Raw genomic sequence first — 20,142 nt, 5'->3', positions numbered from 1 at the left:
CCTGCGCCGCGGGCGCGCGATCACCATCATGGTCAGTGATGTCCCAACTCCCGTACGCCGCCCCCGAAGACCTCCGGCGCGCCCCCCTCCCCCTGCGCGGCCGTACCGCCCTCGTGACGGGGGCCAGCCGGCGTGCCGGTATCGGCCATGCAGTGGCCCGGCGGCTCGCGGCGTACGGGGCGAGCGTCTATCTGCACCATCACGTGCCGCACGACGCAGCCATGCCCTGGGGCGCCGACCGGCCCGAGGACGTGATCGCCTCCGTGCGCGTGGCACTCGGCGATCCTGAGGCGCGGGTGGTCGGTGGGCCCGGTGATCTCACGGATGCCGGCGCTCCGGCCGAACTGGTCGCCACGGCCGCGTCGGCCCTCGGCGGGCGGCTGGACATCCTCGTCGCCAATCACGCCCTCAGCGGCTCCGACGGCACCCTCGACACCATCGACGCCGCGATGCTCGACGCGCACTGGGCCGTCGACACGCGCTCGGTGCTGCTCCTCGTCCAGGCCTACGCCCGGCTGCGCACCGCACTTCCGACGCGCACCGCCGGCGGCCGCGTCGTGATGATGACCTCCGGCCAGGACATCGCGGGAGGCATGCCGGGCGAGCTCGCCTACGCCCTTCAGAAAGGCGCCCTCGCTTCGATCACCCGCTCCCTGTCGACCACGCTCGCCGAACAGGCGATCACCGTGAATACCGTCAACCCAGGCCCCGTGGACACGGGTTACGCGACCGGCGACATCCACGCCGCCGTCGCCGCACGCTTCCCCGCCGGCCGCTGGGGCACACCGGACGACCCGGCCCGCCTCATCGCGTGGCTGGCGACTGACGAGGCGGGCTGGGTCACCGGTCAGGTGATCAACTCGGAGGGCGGATTCCGGCGTTGAAGTCGACCTGAAGGCGTCTCAGAGCTGCGACAGCTCGTCCACCAGGTCGTCCAGGCCCAGGGACCCCTGTGACAGGGCCGCCATGTGCCAGGCCTTGAGGTCGAAGGCGTCGCCGTGCCGCTCGCGCGCGTTCTCGCGGCCAAGGAGCCAGGCCCGTTCGCCCAGCTTGTAGCCGATCGCCTGGCCGGGGATCGTCAGATAGCGGGTGAGTTCGCTCTCCACGAAGTCCGCCGGGCGGCTGCTGTGCGCGCCGAAGAACTCCTGGGCCAGCTCGGGCGTCCAGCGCTCGCCGGGGTGGAAGGGGGAGTCGGCGGGGATCTCCAGCTCCAGGTGCATGCCGATGTCGACGATGACGCGCGCGGCCCGCATCATCTGCGCGTCGAGGTAGCCGAGCCGCTGCTCCGCGTCCGTGAGGAAGCCCAGCTCGTCCATCAGCCGTTCCGCGTACAGCGCCCAGCCCTCGGCGTTGGCGCTGACCCCGCCGACGGTGGCCTGGTAGCGGGAGAGGTTCCCGGCGACATGGGTCCACTGGGCGAGTTGGAGGTGATGGCCGGGGACGCCCTCGTGGTACCAGGTCGAGACGAGGTCGTAGACCGGGAACCGGGTCTGGCCCATGGTCGGCAGCCAGGTGCGGCCCGGGCGGGAGAAGTCCTCCGACGGCGGTGTGTAGTACGGCGCCGCCGCACCGCCCGGAGGTGCGATGCACGACTCCACCTTCCGGACCCGCTCGGCGAGTTCGAAGTGCGTGCCGTCCAGCTTCTCGATCGCCTCGCTCATCAGACCCTGAAGCCAGTCGCGGACCTCGTCGACGCCCTCGATGTGCGTGCCGTGCTCGTCGAGGTACTCGAGCGCCACCCACGGGGTCGCGGCGCCGGGCAGGATCTTCTCCGCCTCCTGCTTCATCTCGCCGAGCAGCCGGTGGTACTCGGACCAGCCGTACGCGTACGCCTCGTCCAGATCCAGATCCGTACCGTTGAAGTAGCGCGACCAGCGGGCGTACCGCTCGCGGCCCACCGTGTTCGGGGCGCCCTCGATGGCGGGCGCGTACACGTCGCGCATCCAGTCGCGCAGCTCCACGACGGCCGCGGTCGCCGCGCGGGCGGCCTCGTCCAGCTCGGTGCGCAGCGTGTCCGGGCCCGCCGAGGCGAAGTCCTCGAACCAGCCGACACCGTTGCCATCCGTGTCCGACCACTCGCCCAGCTGCTCGATGAACGTGGCGGTGGGGCGTGGGCCCGCGTACAGCTTGCGTTCCAGGCCCAGCGCGAGGGACTCGCGGTAGCCGGCCAGCGCGGTCGGTACGGCGCGCAGCCGCTCGGCGATCGCGGCCCAGTCCTCGTCCGTCCCCGTCGGGGTCACGGTGAAGACCTCGCGCACCGAGTGTGCGGGCGTGGCCATGTTGCCGACGGCCCGCAGGCCCTCGTCGGCGTCGTGCACAGCGAGTTCCGCGGTGAGGCGCTCGCGCAGCAGGCGCCCGCAGCGGCGTTCGATGTCACTGTCCGCGCCGGGCTGCCGCTCGGCCTCGTCGAGCTTCGCGAGCGTCACCCGCGCCAACTCCGCGAGCGCCTCCTGCCCCGCGGGTGAGGTGTCGGGCAGGCGGCGGTAACTCTCCTTCACGCCGAGATACGTACCGGTGACCGGGTCGAGGGCGATGAGGTCGTCGACGTAGGCGTCGGCGACCTGCCTGGGCAGCGGGCTGATGGTCTCTGACATGGAAACCATCCTCATACGGGGATGATGCCCCCGTCACCCGGGATATCCGGATTCAGCTGTGAGCGTGGCAGGCGGCAGAGGATAAATGGACGGATCCAAATAGCGCGCTGAGCGTGACCCCGCCCAGGGGCGCGGGGAACTGCGAGACCAGCCACAACGGACCCGCAGTCCCCTACGGCCCAAGCCCCTACTGCGCTCCGGACGCCCCAATCTCACCCGCAGTCGAGAACCGCTCTCCGCCCCCTACGACGCTCTCCAGACGCGCAGTGATCACGAGGGTCCCCTCCTCGATCTGATAGTCGAGGGGAAGCCCAAGCCCCCGCATCGCCGCGACCATCCCGGTGTTGGACGACTGAGTCACGGCGTACACACTCTCGCACCCCGCCGACACCGCCATCCCCACCAACCTGCGGAGCAACTCGCTGCCGATACCCCGCCGCTGCCAGTCGTCCTCGACGATCAGCGCGACCTCGGTCTCGTCCCCGTCCCACAGGAGGTGGCCGAGCCCCACGATGCGCCCGGAGGCCGTCTGCACGGCCAGGGTGCGGCCGAAGCGCGGACTGAGCAGGTGGTTGAGGTAGCGGTCGGCGTCCCCGACCGGCCCGTGGTACCGCATCGCGAGCGTCCGCTGTGAGCACCGCTCGTGCATCGCCGTAGCGGCCTCCACATCGTCCGTGTCGGCGCGGCGCACGGTGATGGCGTTGCCCTCGGGCAGCGTCAGCACGTCCTGGCTGCGGGGGACGCGCGGACCGAGCCGGGCGTCCAGTTCCACCAGGGCCCGCGCCCGCGCGAACTCGGTCGGGGTGAACGGCAGATACGGCCGCTCCACGGTGATCACTCCGCCTTCCGGCGCTCGCAGTCGCATCACGGTGTCCTCAAGAGCCCCCTCGACCGGCACGCCCTCCGGCGCGCGGCCCCCGCTGTTCGGCGCGGCGGGCAGCGACCGGATGGTGCACCGTCCCAGCAACTGCCGCAGTGCGAGCGGCAGTTCCGCCGCGTCCAGCGCGGTACGGGTGGCGAGGCCGAGGACCCGGGTCGGGGCGTCCACCAGATCGTGGGCGTCGGCCCGCTCGATCCAGGTGCTGGCGCCGCCGGCCAGGGAGACCTCGCGGGTGATCTCGGACGCCGAGAGCTCGTCGGGGGCCCGCAGCAGGAACTCGTCCACCGTGCCCTCGGCCAGCGGATGCGTCTGGAGGCTCAGGATGTCGACCTGGCGTGCGGCGAGCGCTGTGCAGAGCACCGCCAGCGAACCGGGCTCGTCCTTGACCGTCGTACGCATCCGCCACAGCACGCTCGCCCCGGTCACGGCTTCCGGCGACGTCTGTCCGGTCGGCCCGGTCTGCCGCCCGGGGGCGAGCGACCGGGCACCGGTATCGGTATCGGTATCGGTATCGGTATGGGTGTCGTCCACCGGCGGGGCATGACCGTGGCGGCGTGCCCACCATGTGTGGAATCCGGCCGTGGCGATCAGGGCGGCCGCCGAGATCGCGAGGAGGGCTGGGCCGTCGGGGCCGTGCCCGACTAGGTTCGCCACGACGTCCGCCACCGCGACCGCGGTGAAGAGCGCGGCGAGTTCGACGACATCGCGCCGCCAGTGGTGCACAGGACGCCCGTTCTTGGCGCGCGTCACATCAGACATGTCTCGACTCATGCAGCCACTGTGAAGGAAGGGTGTTGCGTGATCACGAACGCTCTGTGACTGAACGGTAAAGTGTTGGTCTGCACCTTTTGCACTTTTTATTACGGCTGTGTTGCGGGCGTAGAACGCACGCGAGCCGCGCACCGGGGGATGACGCCGGTGCGCGGCACACATACCCGAGGGTACGGGAATTACTGGCCGACCCGTCCCGGCTGCAGCACCTGCGTGAACAGCACGGTGCCGTCCTGCTCGCGCAGACGCACCGTCAACTCCCCGCTGCCGCCGTCGATGTCGACCTCGCCGAAGAACTGGTAGCCGCCGGCCGGCGAGACGTTCGCCGTGGTCGGGGCCTTCAGGAAGACGCGCTCCGGGCCGAACGTGTTGTCCAGCGTGTTGGCAGGGAAGCCACCTGCGTTGAGCGGACCCGACACGAACTCCCAGAACGGCTCGAAGTCGGTGAAGGCCGCCCGCGACGGCTGGTAGTGCTGGGCCGACGTGTAGTGCACGTCGGCGGTCAGCCACACCGTGCCGGTGATCCGCTGATGCTTGATGTACCGCAGCAGTTCGGCGATCTGCAGCTCACGTCCGAGCGGCGCGCCCGGGTCGCCCTGGGCCACGGCCTCGATGTTCGCCTTGCCCTCGGTGGCGTCCGGTACGACCAGGCCGAGCGGCATGTCGGCGGCGATCACCTTCCACACCGCACGCGACCGCGACAACTCCCGCTTCAGCCATTCGAGTTGCTCGGCGCCGAGGATGCCCTGCGGGTCCACGGTCTGGTCGTCGGGCGAGTTGGCGTTGCGGTAGGTCCGCATGTCCAGCACGAACACGTCGAGCAGCGGCCCCTGCCGCAGCACCCGGTGCACGCGGCCCTCGCGCTCGCCGGGCCGCAGCGTCGAGATCGGGAAGTACTCGCTGAACGCGCGGCGGGCGCGTCCCACCAGCACATCCACGCTCTTCTCCGTGTAGCGCGTGTCCGTGTCGGCGATCACCTCGCCCGGGTACCAGTTGTTGCGCACCTCGTGGTCGTCCCACTGGATGATCGACGGCACCTGGGCGTTGAAGCGCTTCAGGTTCTCGTCGAGCAGGTTGTAACGGAAGTTGCCGCGGAACTCGGCCAGGGTCTCGGCGACCTTGGCCTTCTCCTCTGTGGTGATGTTCCGCCAGGTGCTGCCGTCGGGGAGGGCTGCGGTCGCGGCGATCGGGCCGTCCGCGTAGATGTTGTCGCCGCTGCAGATGAAGAAGTCCGGGTCGAGCTTCGCCATCGCGTCGTAGATCCGGTAGCCGCCGAGGTCCGGGTTGATGCCCCAGCCCTGGCCGGCCAGATCGCCCGACCACAGGAACCGCACGCCCTCGCGCCGGCGCGGCGACACCGTGCGGAAGGTGCCGTTGACGGGCTCGCCGGTGCGGCGCGGGTCGTCCGGGTCGGCGAGCAGCACGCGGTAGTGGATCTGCTCACCGGAGGGCAGCCCGCGCAGCCGCGTCGTGCCGGTGAAGTCCGTGTCCGCGCCGAGCAGCGGGCCGTGCCATCTGCGCGGGTTGCGGAACGACTCGGTCGCCGACGTCTCCACGATCATCCGGGCCGGCCGGTCGGACCGTACCCACACCAGACCGGAGTCGGAGGTCACGTCCCCCGTCTGCACACCCCAGCCCGCCTTGGGGCGCCCGGACAGGGCGAATGCCGGTGCCGTACCGACCGCGGCCGGCAGCGTCAGGGCCGCCGACGCGACCAGGGAGCCGCGCAGGACACTGCGGCGGCCGGGGAAGGGACGGTGTGACATGGGTGGGCCTCCAGGGACGGGTTTCGGCCGGTGTTGCAGTGCCACAACTACTCGTGCGCCGCAGCGCAGACGGAAACCGCAAGTGAACAACTGGCCGTGGCGGCAAGGGAACAGATGTGTGAACCCGCAAGCCCGGTGTGCGTAAGGAGTCGGCCACCCCGTGGTCACACCGCGGCGGCCTCCGCCATCAGCCGTACGCCTGCACGGATCCGCGCCGGCGGCAGATGCGCGTACCCCAGGACCAGCCGCACAGCCTCGTCGTCGCCACGCGCGTGTGCGTAGTCCGTCAGCGGGCGCACCGCGACACCGGCTTCGGCCAGGCGCCGGAGCAGGCGCTCCGGTGGCCCGTACCGCCCGGGCAGCGTGGCGATGACGTGCAGACCGGCGGCGATCCCGGACACCTCCGCGCCGGGAAAGTGCTCGTCCAGGGCTGCGACGAGAGCGTCGCGCCGCTCGCGGTACGCGCGCTGACAACGGCGCAACTGCCGGTCGTAGTCGCCCCGTTCCAGGAACCGGGCGAACAGCGCCTGGTCGAGCGTGGGATGGCCCAGATCCATGGTCCGCTTGCGCTCGACGACCTCCTCGGCGAACGCCTCGGGCACGAGCAGCCAGCCGAGCCGCAGCCCGGGGGCCAGGGACTTGCTGACCGAGCCCGCGTAGACGACGTGTTCCGGATCGAGCCCCTGGAGTGCGCCCACGGGCGCCCTGTCATAGCGGAAGTCACCGTCGTAGTCGTCCTCGAAGACGAGCCCGTCCACCGACCGCGCCCAGTCGAGCAGTTCGGCGCGACGCCGCGCGGAGTACGCGATTCCGGTGGGGAACTGGTGGGCGGGCGTCGTCACCAGGGCCTGTACTCCGGACGTCCGCAACGGGCCGAGGGCGAGACCCTCGTCGTCCAGCGGCAGGGGTACGGTCCTGATGCCGGCCGAGGCGTAGAGGGCGTCGTGCTGCGGGCTGCCCGGGTCCTCGACGCCGACGGTGCGTGTCCCGCGAGCGTGGAGCACGTGTCCGAGCAGGGTCGTCGCCTGTGCCACTCCGGAGACGACCACGATCCGTTCCGGGTCCGCGACCACGCCCCGGCGGCGGGCGAGCAGTTCCGCGAGAGCCGTGCGCAGTCGGGGGAGCCCGCGCGGATCCGGGTAGCCGAGGTCGTGGTGCGGGAGTTCCGCCAGCACGCCACGGTGCGCCGCGGCCCAGGCGGCACGCGGGAACAGCGACAGGTCCGGCGTGCCGGGCACGAAGTCCACCCGGGCGCCGGGGGAGCGCGGGGCGAGGTCACGCGCGCGTGGGTGGGCGGCCCGCGCGGCGCCGCCCACCCAGGTCCCCGCGCCCCGCCCGCTGCGCAGATAGCCCTCCGCCGTCAACTGCTCGTACGCCTCCGTGACCAGACCGCGCGACACCCCGAGGTCGGCGGCCAGGTCCCGGCTCGACGGCAGCCGCGTCCCCGGCGCGAGCCGTCCCGACCGGACCGCTTCGCGCAGCGCGGCCTGGAGCGAACGCCCACGCGCGCGTGCGGGCGCCGAGGCGGCGGGGAGGAGGAGCTCCCAGGCGGCGGAACCGGTGGAAAGGGTGGAACCGGCAGACCCGTTCGGACCGGTCTCGGCCGCCGTCCCGCCCGGATTGGTCCCCGATGACGTCATGGGAGTGGACCTTAATCCGGACCGCTCCGCTTCCTAGCGTCGCTGCCATGAACTCCACCACCCGCGGAGCCCTGCTCGCCGCCCTCGCCGGTGTCCTCGTCGGAGGCTCCTTCACGGCCAACAGCGTGCTGGGCGACTACCCGTACGCGGGAGGCCAGTTCCTCCGCTACGGCCTGGCCTGTCTGCTCCTCCTCCCGCTGGTCGGCGGTGGCGCCACGGCCCGCCTACGGGCGCTCACACCCCGCCACTGGGCCCGCCTCGCGCTGCTCGCGGGCGTCGGCATGGTCGGCTTCAACCTGGCCGTCATCGCCGCCGAACGCAGCGCCGAACCGGCGGTCCCCGGCGTCTTCGTGGGCTGCGCACCGGTCGTCGTGGCCGTCATCGTGCCCCTCGCGGACGGGCGCCGCCCCCAACGCGCCGTGCTTTACGGGGCGTTGCTCGTCGCAGTCGGCGCGTTCACGGTGCAGGGCTGGGGTCGCACGGACGGCGTCGGAATCGCCTTCTCCGCGTGCGCGCTGGCCGGCGAGGTCGGCTTCGCGGTCCTCGCCGTGCCGGTGCTGCGCCCGCTGGGTCCCCGCCTGCTGTCCGCCACGGTGTGCGGCGTCGCCGCGGTGGAGTCCCTGGCGGCCGGACTGCTCCTCGACGGCACCGCGTGGCTGCGGCGCCCCGACGCCACGGAGGCGGCCGCGTTGCTGTGGCAGGGGGCGGTCGTCACGGTCGTGGGATTCCTGTGCTGGTACATGGCGATGCAGCGCCTCGGCGCCGAGCGCGCCACGCTGTTCTCCGGCCTGATCCCGGTCGCGGCCGCCTGCACCGCGCCGCTCGTCGGAACGGGCTCCTACGGGGCCGCGCAGGCCCTGGGCAGTGCCCTCGTCGGCGCGGGAGTCGCCCTGGGATCCGGTGCGTTGGCCTCGATGCGACGTCGGTCAGCGGCTGCCGTCGAGGATGACGCGCGCGACGAGCGCCGGGTCGTCGTTCATCGGGACGTGCCCGCAGCCGGGCAGCCGTACGAGACGCGCCCGGGGAATGATCCGCTTGGCGCGGATGCCCTGCCGGCGGATCAGCAGCCGGTCCTTGGTGCCCCAGCCCACGGTGACCGGAACGCCGGGGACGTCGTCGGTGAACTGGACGGAACCGCCGGCCCGGAGGGTCTCGGCGAAGCCCGTGGCATTCGCCAGCGCGAGCGTCTCGGCGACCACGGCCTCGGGTGAACGGCGGCCCGGACGGGCGTAGATGGTGCTGGTCAGGACCGTGCGGCCGGCCGCCGTGCGCGACAGGCGCTCCACCAGCGGCAGCGGCATCCGCTGGGCGAGCTGCCGCATCGCGACCAGGACACCGAAGGCGTAGCGCCGCTCGGCCTGGGACCAGAACCCGGCCGGGGACAGGGCCGTGACGGACCGTACGAGCTTCTCGCGGCCGAGCTCCAGGGCGAACAGGCCGCCCAGCGAGTTGCCCGCCACATGGGGGCGTTCGATCTCCAGCGCCTCGCACAGGCCGCCGATCACGACGTTCATGGTGGCCAGGTCGTGCGCGAGCCCGTCCGGCAGCGAAGGGGACGCGCCGAAGCCGGGCAGATCCACGGCGATCACGTCGCGCTCGGTCGCGAGGATGTCCACCACCGGGTCCCAGGCCTGCCGGTGGTGCCCTATGCCGTGCAGCAGGAGCAACGGCTCGCCGGTGCCCACGCGCGCGTAGGAGAGGGTCACGGTCTGTGGGCCGTGCGGAGAAGGGACCTTGAAGGAGACGGTGTCGGACATGGGGGTGCTCCTCGACTGGGGCTCGCTGACGAACGGCGTGTAGACAGCTTGTCAGCAACTGCTACCGACGGGTAGCCCCCGGTCGTCGTCGACCCCATGGCCGTACGGCTCTCAATGCCCCCTGCGCACCTCCACGTTGAACTCGCCGTGCCCGATGTGCTGGAAGAGGCTGACCCACAGGGGCAGGAACATCTCCACACCGCGTGCCGCGCGGATGCCGCCCAGGTCGAGCACCCGGTGCGGCGGCCAGCCGAACTCGCCGAGCAGGGCCGTCACCTGCTCCTTGGCGCTCGCGTCCTCGCCGCACACGAAGATCTGGTGTTCGCCCGGAACCAGCGCCGGATCCACCATCACCCGCGAGTTGACGGTGTTGAGGGACTTCACCACGCGCGCGTGCGGGAAGGCCCGCTGGATCTGCTCGCCCACGCTGTCCGACTCGACGGGCGACAGCCGCAGCTGTCCCTCCTCCAACGCCAGCGGATTGGACACGTCGAGGATGACCTTCCCGTCGAGGTTCACCGCCCCGGCCGCCTCCAGCGCGGCGAGCGCCACCCGGCCGCCCACGGCGTTCACGACCATCTCACCGGCCGCGGCCGCCTCCGCGAACGTACCGGCGCCCGCTGCGGATCCCGCGTTCTCCGCCCACTCCACAGCGGCCGGATTGTCCTTCGTACGGGAACCGAGGGTCACCTCGTGACCCAGTTCCACCAGCTTGCCGCCCAGGGTGCGGCCCACCTCGCCCGTGCCCAGCACCGCGTACCGCATAGCCACCTCCACAGCCCGGGCGGCCGGCCACCGGCGACCCGTCGGTCATTCTGCTCCGGGAAGTACCGATTCCGCCTGGACAGGGCCGGGCGCGTCGGATGGGATGGGGCCGTGAGCGCCGACACCCTGACCGACGTCTTCGAAGAACACCGGCCCGTCCTCATGGGCGTGGCCTACCGCATGCTCGGCCGGGTGGCCGACGCGGAGGACGTGGTCCAGGACGCCTGGCTGCGCTGGTCGGGTGCCGACCGCGGCGAGGTGCGCGAACCGCGTGGCTACCTCGTGCGCATCACCACCCGCCTCGCCATCGACCGGCTGCGCCAGGTCAAGGCGCGCAACGAGGCGTACGTCGGCCCGTGGCTTCCCGAGCCCTACGTCACCGACTTCGGGGACACCGTCCCGGACACCGCGGAACAGGCCGTGCTCGCCGACTCCGTGTCCCTGGCCGTGCTCGTCGTGCTGGAGTCGCTCTCGCCGCTGGAGCGCGCGGTGTTCGTCCTTCGGGAGGCCTTCGGCTACCCGTATGCGGACATCGCCGCCATGCTGGAGCGCGGCGAGCCGGCGGTGCGCCAACTCGCGGGCCGGGCCCGCAAACACGTCGAGGAGGGGCGCCCGCGCTACGAGGTCGACCAGAGCCAACGCCGGGATCTCACCGAGCGGTTCCTCGCCGCGGCGGCCGAGGGCGACCTCGACGGCCTCATGGCGATGCTCGCCCCCGACGTCCGCCTGGTGGGCGACAGCGGCGGCAAGACTCGCGCCCCGCTGCGGGTCCTGGAGTCGGCCGACAACGTGGGCCGCTTCCTCGTGGGCGTCGCGGCGAAGGGCGTCCCGGACCTGGAGTTCCGTTTCCTGGAGGTCAACGGCGGCCCCGCGATTCTGATCCTGTCCGGGGGCAAGCCCGACAGCGTCTTCCAGGTGGACGTCTCCAAAGGACGCATCCAGTCCGTCTACATCGTGCGCAATCCCGACAAGCTGCGGTCGCTCGCGACGGTCTAGACCTGTCGGCGGCGCCTCGGTGCGAACGCCCCATGAACGCTGCGAATGCCTCATGAACGCTCTGTGGCAACACGCCTGTGCGTTGCGTAAGGGATCGAGGATTGGTCTTGACCAAGGGTGGGGGCCGTCCTATGGTCGCAGATAAGTGAAACAACCTTTAATAAACAAGGGCGTTAAAACGCCGCCGGACCCGGCGATTGCGGAGGACAGGGTGGGGACCACGCAGCTGGAAGCGGTGCCGGAACCGAAGTACTGGCATCTGAAGACCGTGCTCACCGAGGCACTGGACTCCGAGTTCTCGGTGGGCGAGATCCTGCCCAACGAGCGCGATCTCGCGGCCCGTTTCGGCGTCGCCCGTGCCACGCTCCGCCAGGCCCTGGAGCAGCTCGAACTGGAAGGCCGGCTCCAGCGCCGCCGCGGTGTCGGTACGACCGTCGCCCCGCCGCGCGTGGGCGTGGACGTCGGCACGCGGCAGCACGCCTGGCCGGGCGCGGCGGGGGACGCCTGGCAGCCCGTCGACTGCACGGTGGCGGCACCGCCCGCGGCAGTCGCCGCCGCCCTGGAGACCGGCCGCGATGAGCCCGTGCACACGGTGCGCCGCTCCCGTATGACGCATGGCCAGCCGGTCGCCGCCGAGCTGATCTACGTCCCCGAGTCGTCGGTGCCCGAACTCTCCGCCATCGACGCCCCGTCCGCGGCGGCACGCGCGCGTGGCGTGCTGCGCGAGCTGCAGCGACTGGAGCTGGAGGGACAGGACCGCGCGGTGGAGCTCGGCTCGGCCCGCGCGGACGACGCGAAGGAGCTCGACCGGCTCCCCGGCGCGCCCGTCCTCGTCGTCACGACCCGTTTCTTCGCCGAGGGCCGCACCGTGGCGCTCTCCGTGGCCACGTACCGCGCGGACACCTGCCGGCTGACCTTCGGCGACTCGGGCGGAGTGGAGATCCACGACGGCCCGCAGCGCCGGGCTTCGTGACACAGGCGTACGCCGCATCCCTCGCGCCCCCGAAACTCTTCGGGGGCGCGACGGGATCGGCGGTGCGCCCCGAAGGGGCGCGGGGAACTGCGCGACCAGCCACGACGTCGCCGCACCCGACAGACGACCGGCGCCGCCCAGCTAGCGCCGCGTAACCGTGCCCTCGACCGCGAACAACTGCTCCTCCACATGGTCGAGGGCCAGGCGCAGCGCCCCGGTCGCCACGGCGGCCTCGCCGAGAAGCGACAGGGCCACCTTCGGCGCGCGCAGGCAGTAGCGCGCCAACTCGCGCCGCAGCGGCTCCAGTACGCCGTCGAGTCCGGCCGCCCAGCCGCCGATGACGACGAGCTCCGGGTCGAGGGCCAGGGCGAGCGCGGCCACGTCGTGGACGAGCCGCTGGATGAAGCGGTCGACGGCCGCGCGGGCCCGCTGGTCGCCCTCGCGCGCGTGGGCGAAGACCTTGGCGACCGCCTGTTCGTCCAGCGGGTGCAGCGGCTCGTCCGTGGTCGACAGCAGCGTCTCCGGAGTCACCTCACGGCCCAGCAGATGCAGCGCGCCGATCTCACCGGCCGCCCCGCCGTACCCCCGGTGCAGCCGCCCGCCGATCAGCGAACCGGCGCCCGGACTCAGCCCGGCCAGCACGAAGACGACGTCGTCGGACTCGGTCGCGGCGCCCTTCCAGTGCTCGGCGACCGCCGCGGCGTTGGCGTCGTTCTCGACCAGGACCGGGCACTTGAAGGAACGGCTCAGCCGCTCACCCAGGCGCAGCCCGGTCCACCCCGGCAGCGCGGTGCCAAGGCGCACGGTGCCGTCCGCCTCGACGATCCCGGGTGTGGCGACCCCCACCGCCCGCAGGGAACTGCGCGCGACACCGGCCCGGCGCAGCAGTTCGGCGACCGCGGTACGCAGCCGCTCCAGACGCTCGTCCGCCGGAGCCGACTCGTCGACATCCTTGGCCATGGCGCCCAGCACCCGGCCGTCGAGGTCGGCGAGGAGCACGGCGACACGATGCGCCCCGATGTCCAGGCCCAGCAGATGCCCGGCCTCGGCCCGGAACCGGAACCGCCGCGCCGGCCGCCCCTGACGCCGGGCGGTGCCCTCCTCGGCTGCCTTCTCGACGACGAGACCGGCCTCGATGAGCCCCTCGACGACGCCTTCGACGGTCGGGCGGGACAGCCCGGTCACCCGGGTGATCTCCGTCAGTGTGGCGCAGTCCGTGGCACGCAGCGCGTGCAGCACCACCGCGGAGTTGATCCTTCGCAGCAGCGAGGGATCCCCGCCCGTCAGCTGCCCCAACGTCCGTCCTCCCAGCTCGTGCGCGTGTTGGCCGGATCGTACTCGTCACGGCGGACCCCGGCGAGTGCCGGGCGCCCCCCGAACCTACCGACCGGTCCGTCCGGGCTTTCACACCGCCCGGATCAGCCCGGCGCCACGAACCCCGACTCGTACGCCGCGATCACCGCCTGAGTGCGGTCCCGCGCCCCCAGCTTGGCCAGTACGGCACTGACGTGCGACTTCACCGTCTCCGTCCCGACGACCAGCTGCCCGGCGATCTCCGCGTTCGACAATCCCCTGGCCATCAGCCGCAGCACCTCCGCCTCCCGCTCGGTCAACTGGGCCCGCTCCATCACCGTGCGGGCCGCCGGGTTCCCGCCGCCGTCCGCGTACTCGGCGGCGAGCTGCCGCACCGAGGCGGGGAACAGCAGCGACTCGCCCTCGGCGACCAGCCGGACCGCGTGCACGATCTCGGCGGGCCGGGCCCGCTTCAGCAGAAACCCGTCCGCACCGGCCCGCAGTGCCTCGTACACGTACTCGTCGTTCTCGAAGGTCGTCACCACGAGGATCTTCGGCGGATCGTCGACCGTACGCAGCACCGCGCGCGTGGCCTCGATGCCGTCCAGCAGCGGCATCCGTACGTCCATGGCGACCACGTCGGGCCGCAGCTGCCGCACCAGCGGGATGACGGCCGCCCCGTCGGCCGCCTCGCCGACGACCTCGATGTCGGGCTGCGCCTCAAGGACGGCCCGTAGACCGGCGCGTACGAGGGGTTCGTCGTCGACGAGGAGAACGGTGACCGGCATCCGGCCAGCGTAGATCAGCGCAGCGGCAGTTCCGCATGCACCTGCCAGTCACCCTGGTCGGGGCCGGTCCGCGCACTGCCGCCGAGCAGTGCGGCGCGCTCGCGTATGCCGCGCAGGCCGCTGCCGCGGCCCGGACCGGGTATCTCGGCGGTCAGGGGATTGCGGACCTCCAGACCGAGGGTGCCGTCCGAGACGGCGATGCGGACTCGCACGGGGACGGCTCCCGCGTGCCGCAGCACATTGGTCAGCGACTCCTGGAGGATGCGGTAGCCCTCACGGGAGACCGGGCCCGGCACGGTGTCCAGGGGCCCGGTGACCTCGGCGTCGACCTTCGCGCCCGAGGCCCGCGCCGACTCCAGCAGGCGGTCGGCGTCCACCAGCGTGGGCCGGCTGCTCACGGGCCGGTCCGACTCGCGCAGCACGCCCAGCACCCGGTCCAGCTCCTCCAGGGCGGCCCGGCCGGTCTCCTCGATCGCGTCCAGGGCCCGGTCGGTGAAGGCGGGGTCGCCGGCCGTCCGCGCGGCGCCCGCCTGGACGACGGCGACGGTCAGCGCGTGGCCGATCGAGTCGTGCAGCTCGCGGGCGATGCGGTTGCGCTCCAGGAGCTGATCCGTGCGCTCCTCGAGGGCGGCCATCCGTTCGGCGGTGGACGGGCCGAGAAGACGGCGTGCGAGGGCGGTGGCCAGCTCCCCGAGTCCGACCACGAGGGCGTACAGCATCACCAGGGGCAGCACGAACAGGAAGGCGTACTCGCCGTGCGGTGACAGGTCCTCCAGGACATGTATGTCGGGCGCACGGTCGAAGGCGGTGCCCGCCAGCTCGTAGGAGATGCCCGGCAGCCAGACGCAGCCGAACGCGGTCAACGCCCCCAGGGTCATGCGTACTTCCAGCCACAGCACCGTACGGAACCGGTCCCGCCAGGTCGCCGACGGCGTCATGGAAATCCCGGGATCCTCCTCGCTCGGCGTCAGCAGCAGCCGCGCCTGCACCCCCTCACCGCGCCGGACGGCCGGAATCAGGCCGACCGGGATCAGTACGAGCGCGGGCACCCAGGGCTTGGACATGTCGATGAACAGCCACACGCTCTCGATCAGCATCGGCACCCACAGGTGCAGCAAGCGTGTGTACGTCGTCCCCCGGAGCAGCGGGCGCAGGAAGCGGGCCATTCCGACATCGTGACAGGCGCCACTGACAACGGGCCTCCCCCGGGCGGGGGAGACGATCTCCACCCGTGGGGGAGGCCCCAACTCCCGTGCCCGGACACGCTGTTGCCATGACCAGCATCGACGTCCAAGACCTCACCAAGGAGTTCGGTACCCGGCGAGCGGTGGACCGCCTCACCTTCCGCGTCCACCCCGGCCGCGTCACCGGCTTCCTGGGCCCCAACGGCGCCGGAAAGTCCACCACCATGCGACTCGTCCTCGGCCTCGACCGGCCCACGTCCGGCACCGCCACGGTCGGCGGCCGCCCCTACGCCACCCTGCGCGAACCCCTGCGCCGGGTGGGCGCCCTGCTCGACGCACACGCGGCGCACGGCTCCCGCACCGGACGCGACCATCTCCTCGCCCTCGCGACCGGCAACCGCATCCCGCGTGGCCGCGTCGACGCGGTGCTGGAGGAGACCGGGCTCGCCTCGGCAGCGGGGCGCCGGGTGAAGACGTACTCCCTCGGTATGCGCCAGCGGCTGGGCATCGCCGCCGTCCTCCTCGGCGACCCCGAGGTGGTCCTGCTCGACGAGCCGTCCAACGGCCTCGACCCCGAAGGCATCGTCTGGATCCGGGAGTTGCTGCGCCGGCTCGCCCGGGAGGGCCGTACGGTCCTCGTCTCCAGCCATCTCATGACCGAGACGGCGTCCTTCGCCGACCACCTCGTGGTCCTCGGGCGCGGACGCCTGCTGGCCGACACCCCGATGCGCGAGTTCGTCCACGCGCGCGTGCGGCCGAGTGTGCGCATCCGCACGACGGACGCCACCGCCCTCAAGCAGGTGCTGGCACGCCACGGTCACGACGCCGTCGAGCAGGAGGACGGGCATTGGACCGTGCACCACGCGCGCGTGGACGACATCGGCCGCCTGGTGTCCGCCGCCGGCGTACCGATCCTCGAACTCGCGGCGGAGGAAGGCACGTTGGAGCAGGCCTACTTCGATCTGACCGCTTCCGAAACCGAGTTCACCGCACAGTCCCAGGAGGCCTGACCATGGCATTCGCTCCCGTTCTCCACTCCGAGTGGATCAAGATCCGTACGCTGCGGTCCCTCGTCGGCGCGCTGTGCGCGGTCGTTCTCGTGACCGTGGTGTTCTCCGCGCTCGCAGGTCTCGATACCGACGGCGCCGGCAGCGCGGACTTCGACCCGCTGTTCTCGGCGTTCTTCGGCGTCAGCTTCGGGCAGATCGCGGCGATCGCGTTCGGCGCGACGGCCGTCTCGTCCGAGTTCCAGGGCGGAGCCCTGCGCGCCACACTGGCCGCGGTGCCGCAGCGGGGCCGGTGGTTCGCGGCCAAGTCGGTGGCGATCGCCCTACCCGCCCTGGCCGTCGGCCTGGTCACGGGTGGAGTGAGCCTGGCCACCGGCCGGGCCGTCCTGGGGGCCGAGGCGGACGGGCTGACCTGGAGCGAGGGGCTGCGCGGCGTCGTCGGCTGCGGTGTCTACCTCACGCTGATGGCCCTGTTCGCCGCGGGACTCACCGCCCTCCTGCGCAGCGGAGTCGCGACGCTCAGCATCCTGATCCCGTTCCTCCTGATCGTCTCCTTCGTGGTGGGAGACGTCTCGGGCGGCGTCGCGGACTTCCTGCCGGACAAGGCGGGCCAAGTGGCGTTCCACGAGACATGGGACGGCTACCTCGGGCCCTGGACGGGGCTTGCGGTGACGGCGGGTTGGACGGCGGCGGCACTGCTGGCGGGGGCCTGGAGCGTGCGACGCAGGGACGCGTGACGTGAGGGTGGTTACTCCCGCGACGCGGCTTCCCGCAACCGCCCGTACTCCTGCGCCATCGTCGCGGCCGTCCAATGCGCGTTGAGACCGCTCGGGTTGGGCAGCACCCACACGCGCGTGTCGCCGATCGTCCGCTCCTGCGGGCCCACCTGGGCCTTGCGGTCCTCGAACGCGGCGCGGTACGCGGTGACGCCCACCACGGCCAGCCACCGCGGTCGCAGCCGTGTCACCTTCGCGGCCAGCAGCCGCCCGCCCTCGCGGTACTCCTCTGCGCTCAGCTCGTCGGCCCGCGCGGTCGCCCGCGCCACGACGTTCGTGATGCCGAGGCCGTATGAGAGCAACTCGCCCTGCTCCGAGGGCTTCATCAGCCGCGACGTGAAGCCGGACATATGCAGGACCGGCCAGAAGCGGTTGCCGGGACGGGCGAAGTGGTGGCCCGTCGCCGCTGTCATCAGGCCGGGGTTGATGCCGCAGAAGAGGACCTGGAGGCCGTCCGCGGCCACGTCCGGGACGAGGCGGTCGCGGGCGGCCTCCAGCTCCGCCTGGGTGAAGCGGGTCAGAGGATCGCTCCCGGGGTGTAGCCGGCGGCCTCCGGGTGCTGCTTCACGAGCTCGTCGATACGGCCCACGATGGCGGTGACCTGGTCGGCCGCGGCGCCCGTGAAGGACAGTTTGTCGGCCATCAGCGCGTCGAGCTGGGCCCGGTCGAGCGGGATGCGCTCGTCGGCGGCCAGCTTGTCCAGGAGCTCGTTGCGCTCGGTGCCCTGCTCCCGCATGGCGAGGGCGGAGGCGACGGCGTTCTCCTTGATGGCCTCGTGCGCGACCTCACGGCCGACGCCCGCGCGCACCGCGCCCATCAGTACCTTGGTCGTGGCGAGGAACGGCAGGTAGCGGTCCAGCTCACGGGCCACGACCGCCGGGAAGGCACCGAACTCGTCGAGGACGGTCAGGAACGTCTCCAGCAGACCGTCCAGGGCGAAGAACGCGTCCGGCAGCGCGACCCGGCGCACCACCGAGCAGGACACGTCGCCCTCGTTCCACTGGTCGCCGGCCAGCTCACCGGTCATCGACGCGTAGCCGCGCAGGATGACCATCAGGCCGTTGACGCGCTCGCAGGAACGGGTGTTCATCTTGTGCGGCATCGCCGAGGAGCCGACCTGCCCGGGCTTGAAGCCCTCGGTCACCAGCTCGTGCCCGGCCATCAGCCGGATCGTCTTCGCGAGCGACGACGGGGCCGCCGCCAGCTGCACCAGCGCGGTGACGACCTCGTAGTCGAGCGAGCGCGGGTAGACCTGGCCGACGGAGGTGAAGGCCGTGGAGAAGCCCAGGTGGTCGGCGATGCGCTGCTCCAGCTGAGCGAGCTTCGCGGCGTCCCCGCCGAGCAGGTCGAGCATGTCCTGCGCCGTACCGACCGGGCCCTTGATGCCGCGCAGCGGGTAGCGGGCGAGCAGCTCCTCGACCCGGCCGTACGCCACGAGCAGCTCGTCGGCGGCGGTCGCGAAGCGCTTGCCGAGGGTGGTGGCCTGGGCGGCCACGTTGTGCGAGCGGCCGGCCATGACCAGCTCGCCGTACTCACCGGCCAGCTTGCCCAGACGCGCCAGGACGGCCACCGTACGGTCGCGCATCAGCTCCAGCGAGAGCCGGATCTGCAGTTGCTCGACGTTCTCCGTGAGGTCGCGGGACGTCATGCCCTTGTGCACGTGCTCGTGCCCGGCGAGGTCGTTGAACTCCTCGATCCGCGCCTTCACATCGTGCCGGGTGACCTTCTCGCGCTCAGCGATCGAGGCCAGGTCGACGGTGTCCAGGACACGCTCGTAGTCGGCGATCGCCGCGTCCGGCACCTCGATCCCGAGGTCCTTCTGGGCCCGCAGCACGGCGAGCCAGAGCCGGCGCTCCAGCTTCACCTTCTGCTCGGGAGACCAGAGCGTGGCGAGCTCGGTGGAGGCGTAGCGTCCGGCGAGGACGTTCGGGATGCGGGGCTTGGCGGGCGCAGAAGTCACGTAGACGGATTCTACTGGCGATTCGTGCGGGCCCGCGCCGCGGGGCGCTCCGCTGGTTAGGCGGTTCGTTTGCTGCGGGCCGGTGGGGGCTGGTCGCGCAGTTCCCCGCGCCCCTGACGGGGCGCTGTAGCGCAGCCGACTTCAGACGCTAGGTCGCCGGCCCCTCGTACGGCAGCAGCTCGGGCCGCTTCGCCGGGAGGCCGTCTCCGGAGGACCTGCCGGTGAGGCGGCGGCCGATCCACGGGAGGAGGTACTCCTTCGCGAACCGTGCGTCCGTGACTCGCCGGGTGACCCAGCCGGGCGGTGCGGTCGCCGGCATCGGTGTGCGCCACTCCGGGTCCTGGGACTCGTAGCCGAGTGTCTGCCAGACCGCCTCGGCGACCCGTCGGTGGCCCTCGGCCGTCAGGTGCAGTCGGTCGACGTCCCACAGGCGCGGGTCGCCGAGGGAGGGTGCCCCGTACAGATCGACGACCAGCGCGCCGTGCCGTGCGGCGAGGTCCTCGACGCAGGTGAACAGCTCCTCCATGCGCGGTCGGAACCGGTCCAGGACCGGGCCCTGACGGCCCGGGCTGCGCATCAGCACGAGCTGCTTGCACGCGGGGGCCAGCCCCTCGACGGCCTCCTCCAGGAGCGCGCGCACCCGGCCCATGTCGCACTTGGGCCGCAGGGTGTCGTTGAGCCCGCCCACCAGGGTGATCACGTCGGGCTGCATGGCGGCCGCGACGGGCACCTGCTGCTCGACGATCTGCCCGATCAGCTTGCCGCGCACCGCTAGGTTCGCGTATCGGAAACCGGGCGTGCGGGCGGCCAGTCGCGCCGCGAGGAGGTCGGCCCAGCCCCGGTAGGAGCCGTCGGGGAGCTTGTCCGACATGCCCTCGGTGAAGGAGTCGCCGACGGCGACAAGGCTGGTGTGTGTGGGGTTCGTCTGCATGGCGACAGAGATGTTAACCCGCGGCCGTACCCGTCGGTAGGTCGGCCCTCCACGCTCTTCC

At 72.0% G+C, this 20,142-nt stretch carries 17 protein-coding genes and 1 pseudogene; 6 read left to right on the top strand and 12 right to left on the bottom strand.

Annotated elements, in window-relative coordinates; genetic code table 11:
• Positions 1-38 precede the first annotated feature (38 nt).
• Complete coding sequence (locus AC5DRG_RS08065; RefSeq protein ID WP_491809241.1) at positions 39-884, top strand: SDR family oxidoreductase; 846 nt, start codon at positions 39-41, stop codon at positions 882-884.
• 18 nt (positions 885-902) lie between these two features.
• Here the strand turns inward: AC5DRG_RS08065 and AC5DRG_RS08060 are convergent, their stop codons facing one another.
• From AC5DRG_RS08060 to pdxR, 4 genes are all read right to left on the bottom strand, one after another.
• Positions 903-2,594, bottom strand: coding sequence for a DUF885 domain-containing protein (locus AC5DRG_RS08060; RefSeq protein ID WP_491809239.1), 1,692 nt, complete (start codon positions 2,592-2,594; stop codon positions 903-905).
• 187 nt (positions 2,595-2,781) lie between these two features.
• The gene (locus AC5DRG_RS08055) at positions 2,782-4,233 is read right to left on the bottom strand and encodes a GNAT family N-acetyltransferase (protein WP_491809237.1); all 1,452 of its coding nucleotides are present in this window, start codon (positions 4,231-4,233) and stop codon (positions 2,782-2,784) included.
• 191 nt (positions 4,234-4,424) lie between these two features.
• The gene (locus tag AC5DRG_RS08050; protein ID WP_491809235.1) at positions 4,425-6,011 is read right to left on the bottom strand and encodes an alkaline phosphatase D family protein; all 1,587 of its coding nucleotides are present in this window, start codon (positions 6,009-6,011) and stop codon (positions 4,425-4,427) included.
• 164 nt (positions 6,012-6,175) lie between these two features.
• On the bottom strand, positions 6,176-7,651 hold the full coding sequence (gene pdxR / locus AC5DRG_RS08045; protein WP_491809233.1) for a MocR-like pyridoxine biosynthesis transcription factor PdxR: 1,476 nt from the start codon (positions 7,649-7,651) through the stop codon (positions 6,176-6,178).
• Here pdxR and AC5DRG_RS08040 point away from each other — a divergent pair.
• Positions 7,642-8,532: pseudogene (locus tag AC5DRG_RS08040) on the top strand (DMT family transporter); the annotation flags it as partial. The gene pdxR and the pseudogene AC5DRG_RS08040 overlap by 10 nt on opposite strands.
• Positions 8,533-8,577: 45 nt before the next feature.
• On the opposite strand, the gene AC5DRG_RS08035 reads toward AC5DRG_RS08040, so the two are convergent.
• Together AC5DRG_RS08035 and AC5DRG_RS08030 are read right to left on the bottom strand one after the other, a co-directional pair.
• Positions 8,578-9,408, bottom strand: coding sequence for an alpha/beta fold hydrolase (locus tag AC5DRG_RS08035; protein WP_491809231.1), 831 nt, complete (start codon positions 9,406-9,408; stop codon positions 8,578-8,580).
• A 111-nt stretch (positions 9,409-9,519) separates the two neighbouring features.
• Complete coding sequence (locus tag AC5DRG_RS08030; RefSeq protein WP_491809229.1) at positions 9,520-10,173, bottom strand: NADPH-dependent F420 reductase; 654 nt, start codon at positions 10,171-10,173, stop codon at positions 9,520-9,522.
• Between the two features lie 111 nt (positions 10,174-10,284).
• Between AC5DRG_RS08030 and AC5DRG_RS08025 the strand changes: the two genes are divergently transcribed.
• Together AC5DRG_RS08025 and AC5DRG_RS08020 are read left to right on the top strand one after the other, a co-directional pair.
• The gene (locus tag AC5DRG_RS08025) at positions 10,285-11,169 is read left to right on the top strand and encodes an RNA polymerase sigma-70 factor (protein ID WP_491809227.1); all 885 of its coding nucleotides are present in this window, start codon (positions 10,285-10,287) and stop codon (positions 11,167-11,169) included.
• Between the two features lie 211 nt (positions 11,170-11,380).
• Entirely contained in the window at positions 11,381-12,142 is a 762-nt protein-coding gene (locus AC5DRG_RS08020) for a GntR family transcriptional regulator (RefSeq protein ID WP_491809225.1), read from the top strand.
• 141 nt (positions 12,143-12,283) lie between these two features.
• Here the strand turns inward: AC5DRG_RS08020 and AC5DRG_RS08015 are convergent, their stop codons facing one another.
• From AC5DRG_RS08015 to AC5DRG_RS08005, 3 genes are all read right to left on the bottom strand, one after another.
• The gene (locus AC5DRG_RS08015) at positions 12,284-13,438 is read right to left on the bottom strand and encodes an ROK family transcriptional regulator (RefSeq protein ID WP_491809223.1); all 1,155 of its coding nucleotides are present in this window, start codon (positions 13,436-13,438) and stop codon (positions 12,284-12,286) included.
• 122 nt (positions 13,439-13,560) lie between these two features.
• On the bottom strand, positions 13,561-14,223 hold the full coding sequence (locus AC5DRG_RS08010) for a response regulator transcription factor (RefSeq protein ID WP_491809221.1): 663 nt from the start codon (positions 14,221-14,223) through the stop codon (positions 13,561-13,563).
• Between the two features lie 14 nt (positions 14,224-14,237).
• Complete coding sequence (locus AC5DRG_RS08005) at positions 14,238-15,389, bottom strand: sensor histidine kinase (RefSeq protein WP_491809219.1); 1,152 nt, start codon at positions 15,387-15,389, stop codon at positions 14,238-14,240.
• Between the two features lie 107 nt (positions 15,390-15,496).
• On the opposite strand from AC5DRG_RS08005, the gene AC5DRG_RS08000 reads away from it, so the two are divergent.
• Complete coding sequence (locus AC5DRG_RS08000) at positions 15,497-16,417, top strand: ATP-binding cassette domain-containing protein (protein ID WP_491809217.1); 921 nt, start codon at positions 15,497-15,499, stop codon at positions 16,415-16,417.
• Between the two features lie 2 nt (positions 16,418-16,419).
• The gene (locus AC5DRG_RS07995; RefSeq protein ID WP_491809215.1) at positions 16,420-17,151 is read left to right on the top strand and encodes an ABC transporter permease; all 732 of its coding nucleotides are present in this window, start codon (positions 16,420-16,422) and stop codon (positions 17,149-17,151) included.
• An 11-nt stretch (positions 17,152-17,162) separates the two neighbouring features.
• Here the strand turns inward: AC5DRG_RS07995 and mug are convergent, their stop codons facing one another.
• The 3 genes from mug to AC5DRG_RS07980 form a co-directional block, all read right to left on the bottom strand.
• Positions 17,163-17,711, bottom strand: coding sequence for a G/U mismatch-specific DNA glycosylase (gene mug, locus AC5DRG_RS07990; RefSeq protein ID WP_491812991.1), 549 nt, complete (start codon positions 17,709-17,711; stop codon positions 17,163-17,165).
• Entirely contained in the window at positions 17,708-19,150 is a 1,443-nt protein-coding gene (purB, locus tag AC5DRG_RS07985) for an adenylosuccinate lyase (RefSeq protein ID WP_491809213.1), read from the bottom strand. The genes mug and purB overlap by 4 nt, the downstream gene beginning before the upstream one ends.
• 148 nt (positions 19,151-19,298) lie before the next feature.
• A complete protein-coding gene (locus tag AC5DRG_RS07980; protein WP_491809211.1) occupies positions 19,299-20,081 on the bottom strand; it encodes an SGNH/GDSL hydrolase family protein in 783 nt (260 codons plus the stop codon).
• Positions 20,082-20,142 lie beyond the last annotated feature (61 nt).

This window comes from Streptomyces sp. JLBG701, from assembly GCF_058544905.1.
This window is presented reverse-complemented; position numbering and strand designations above follow the sequence as displayed.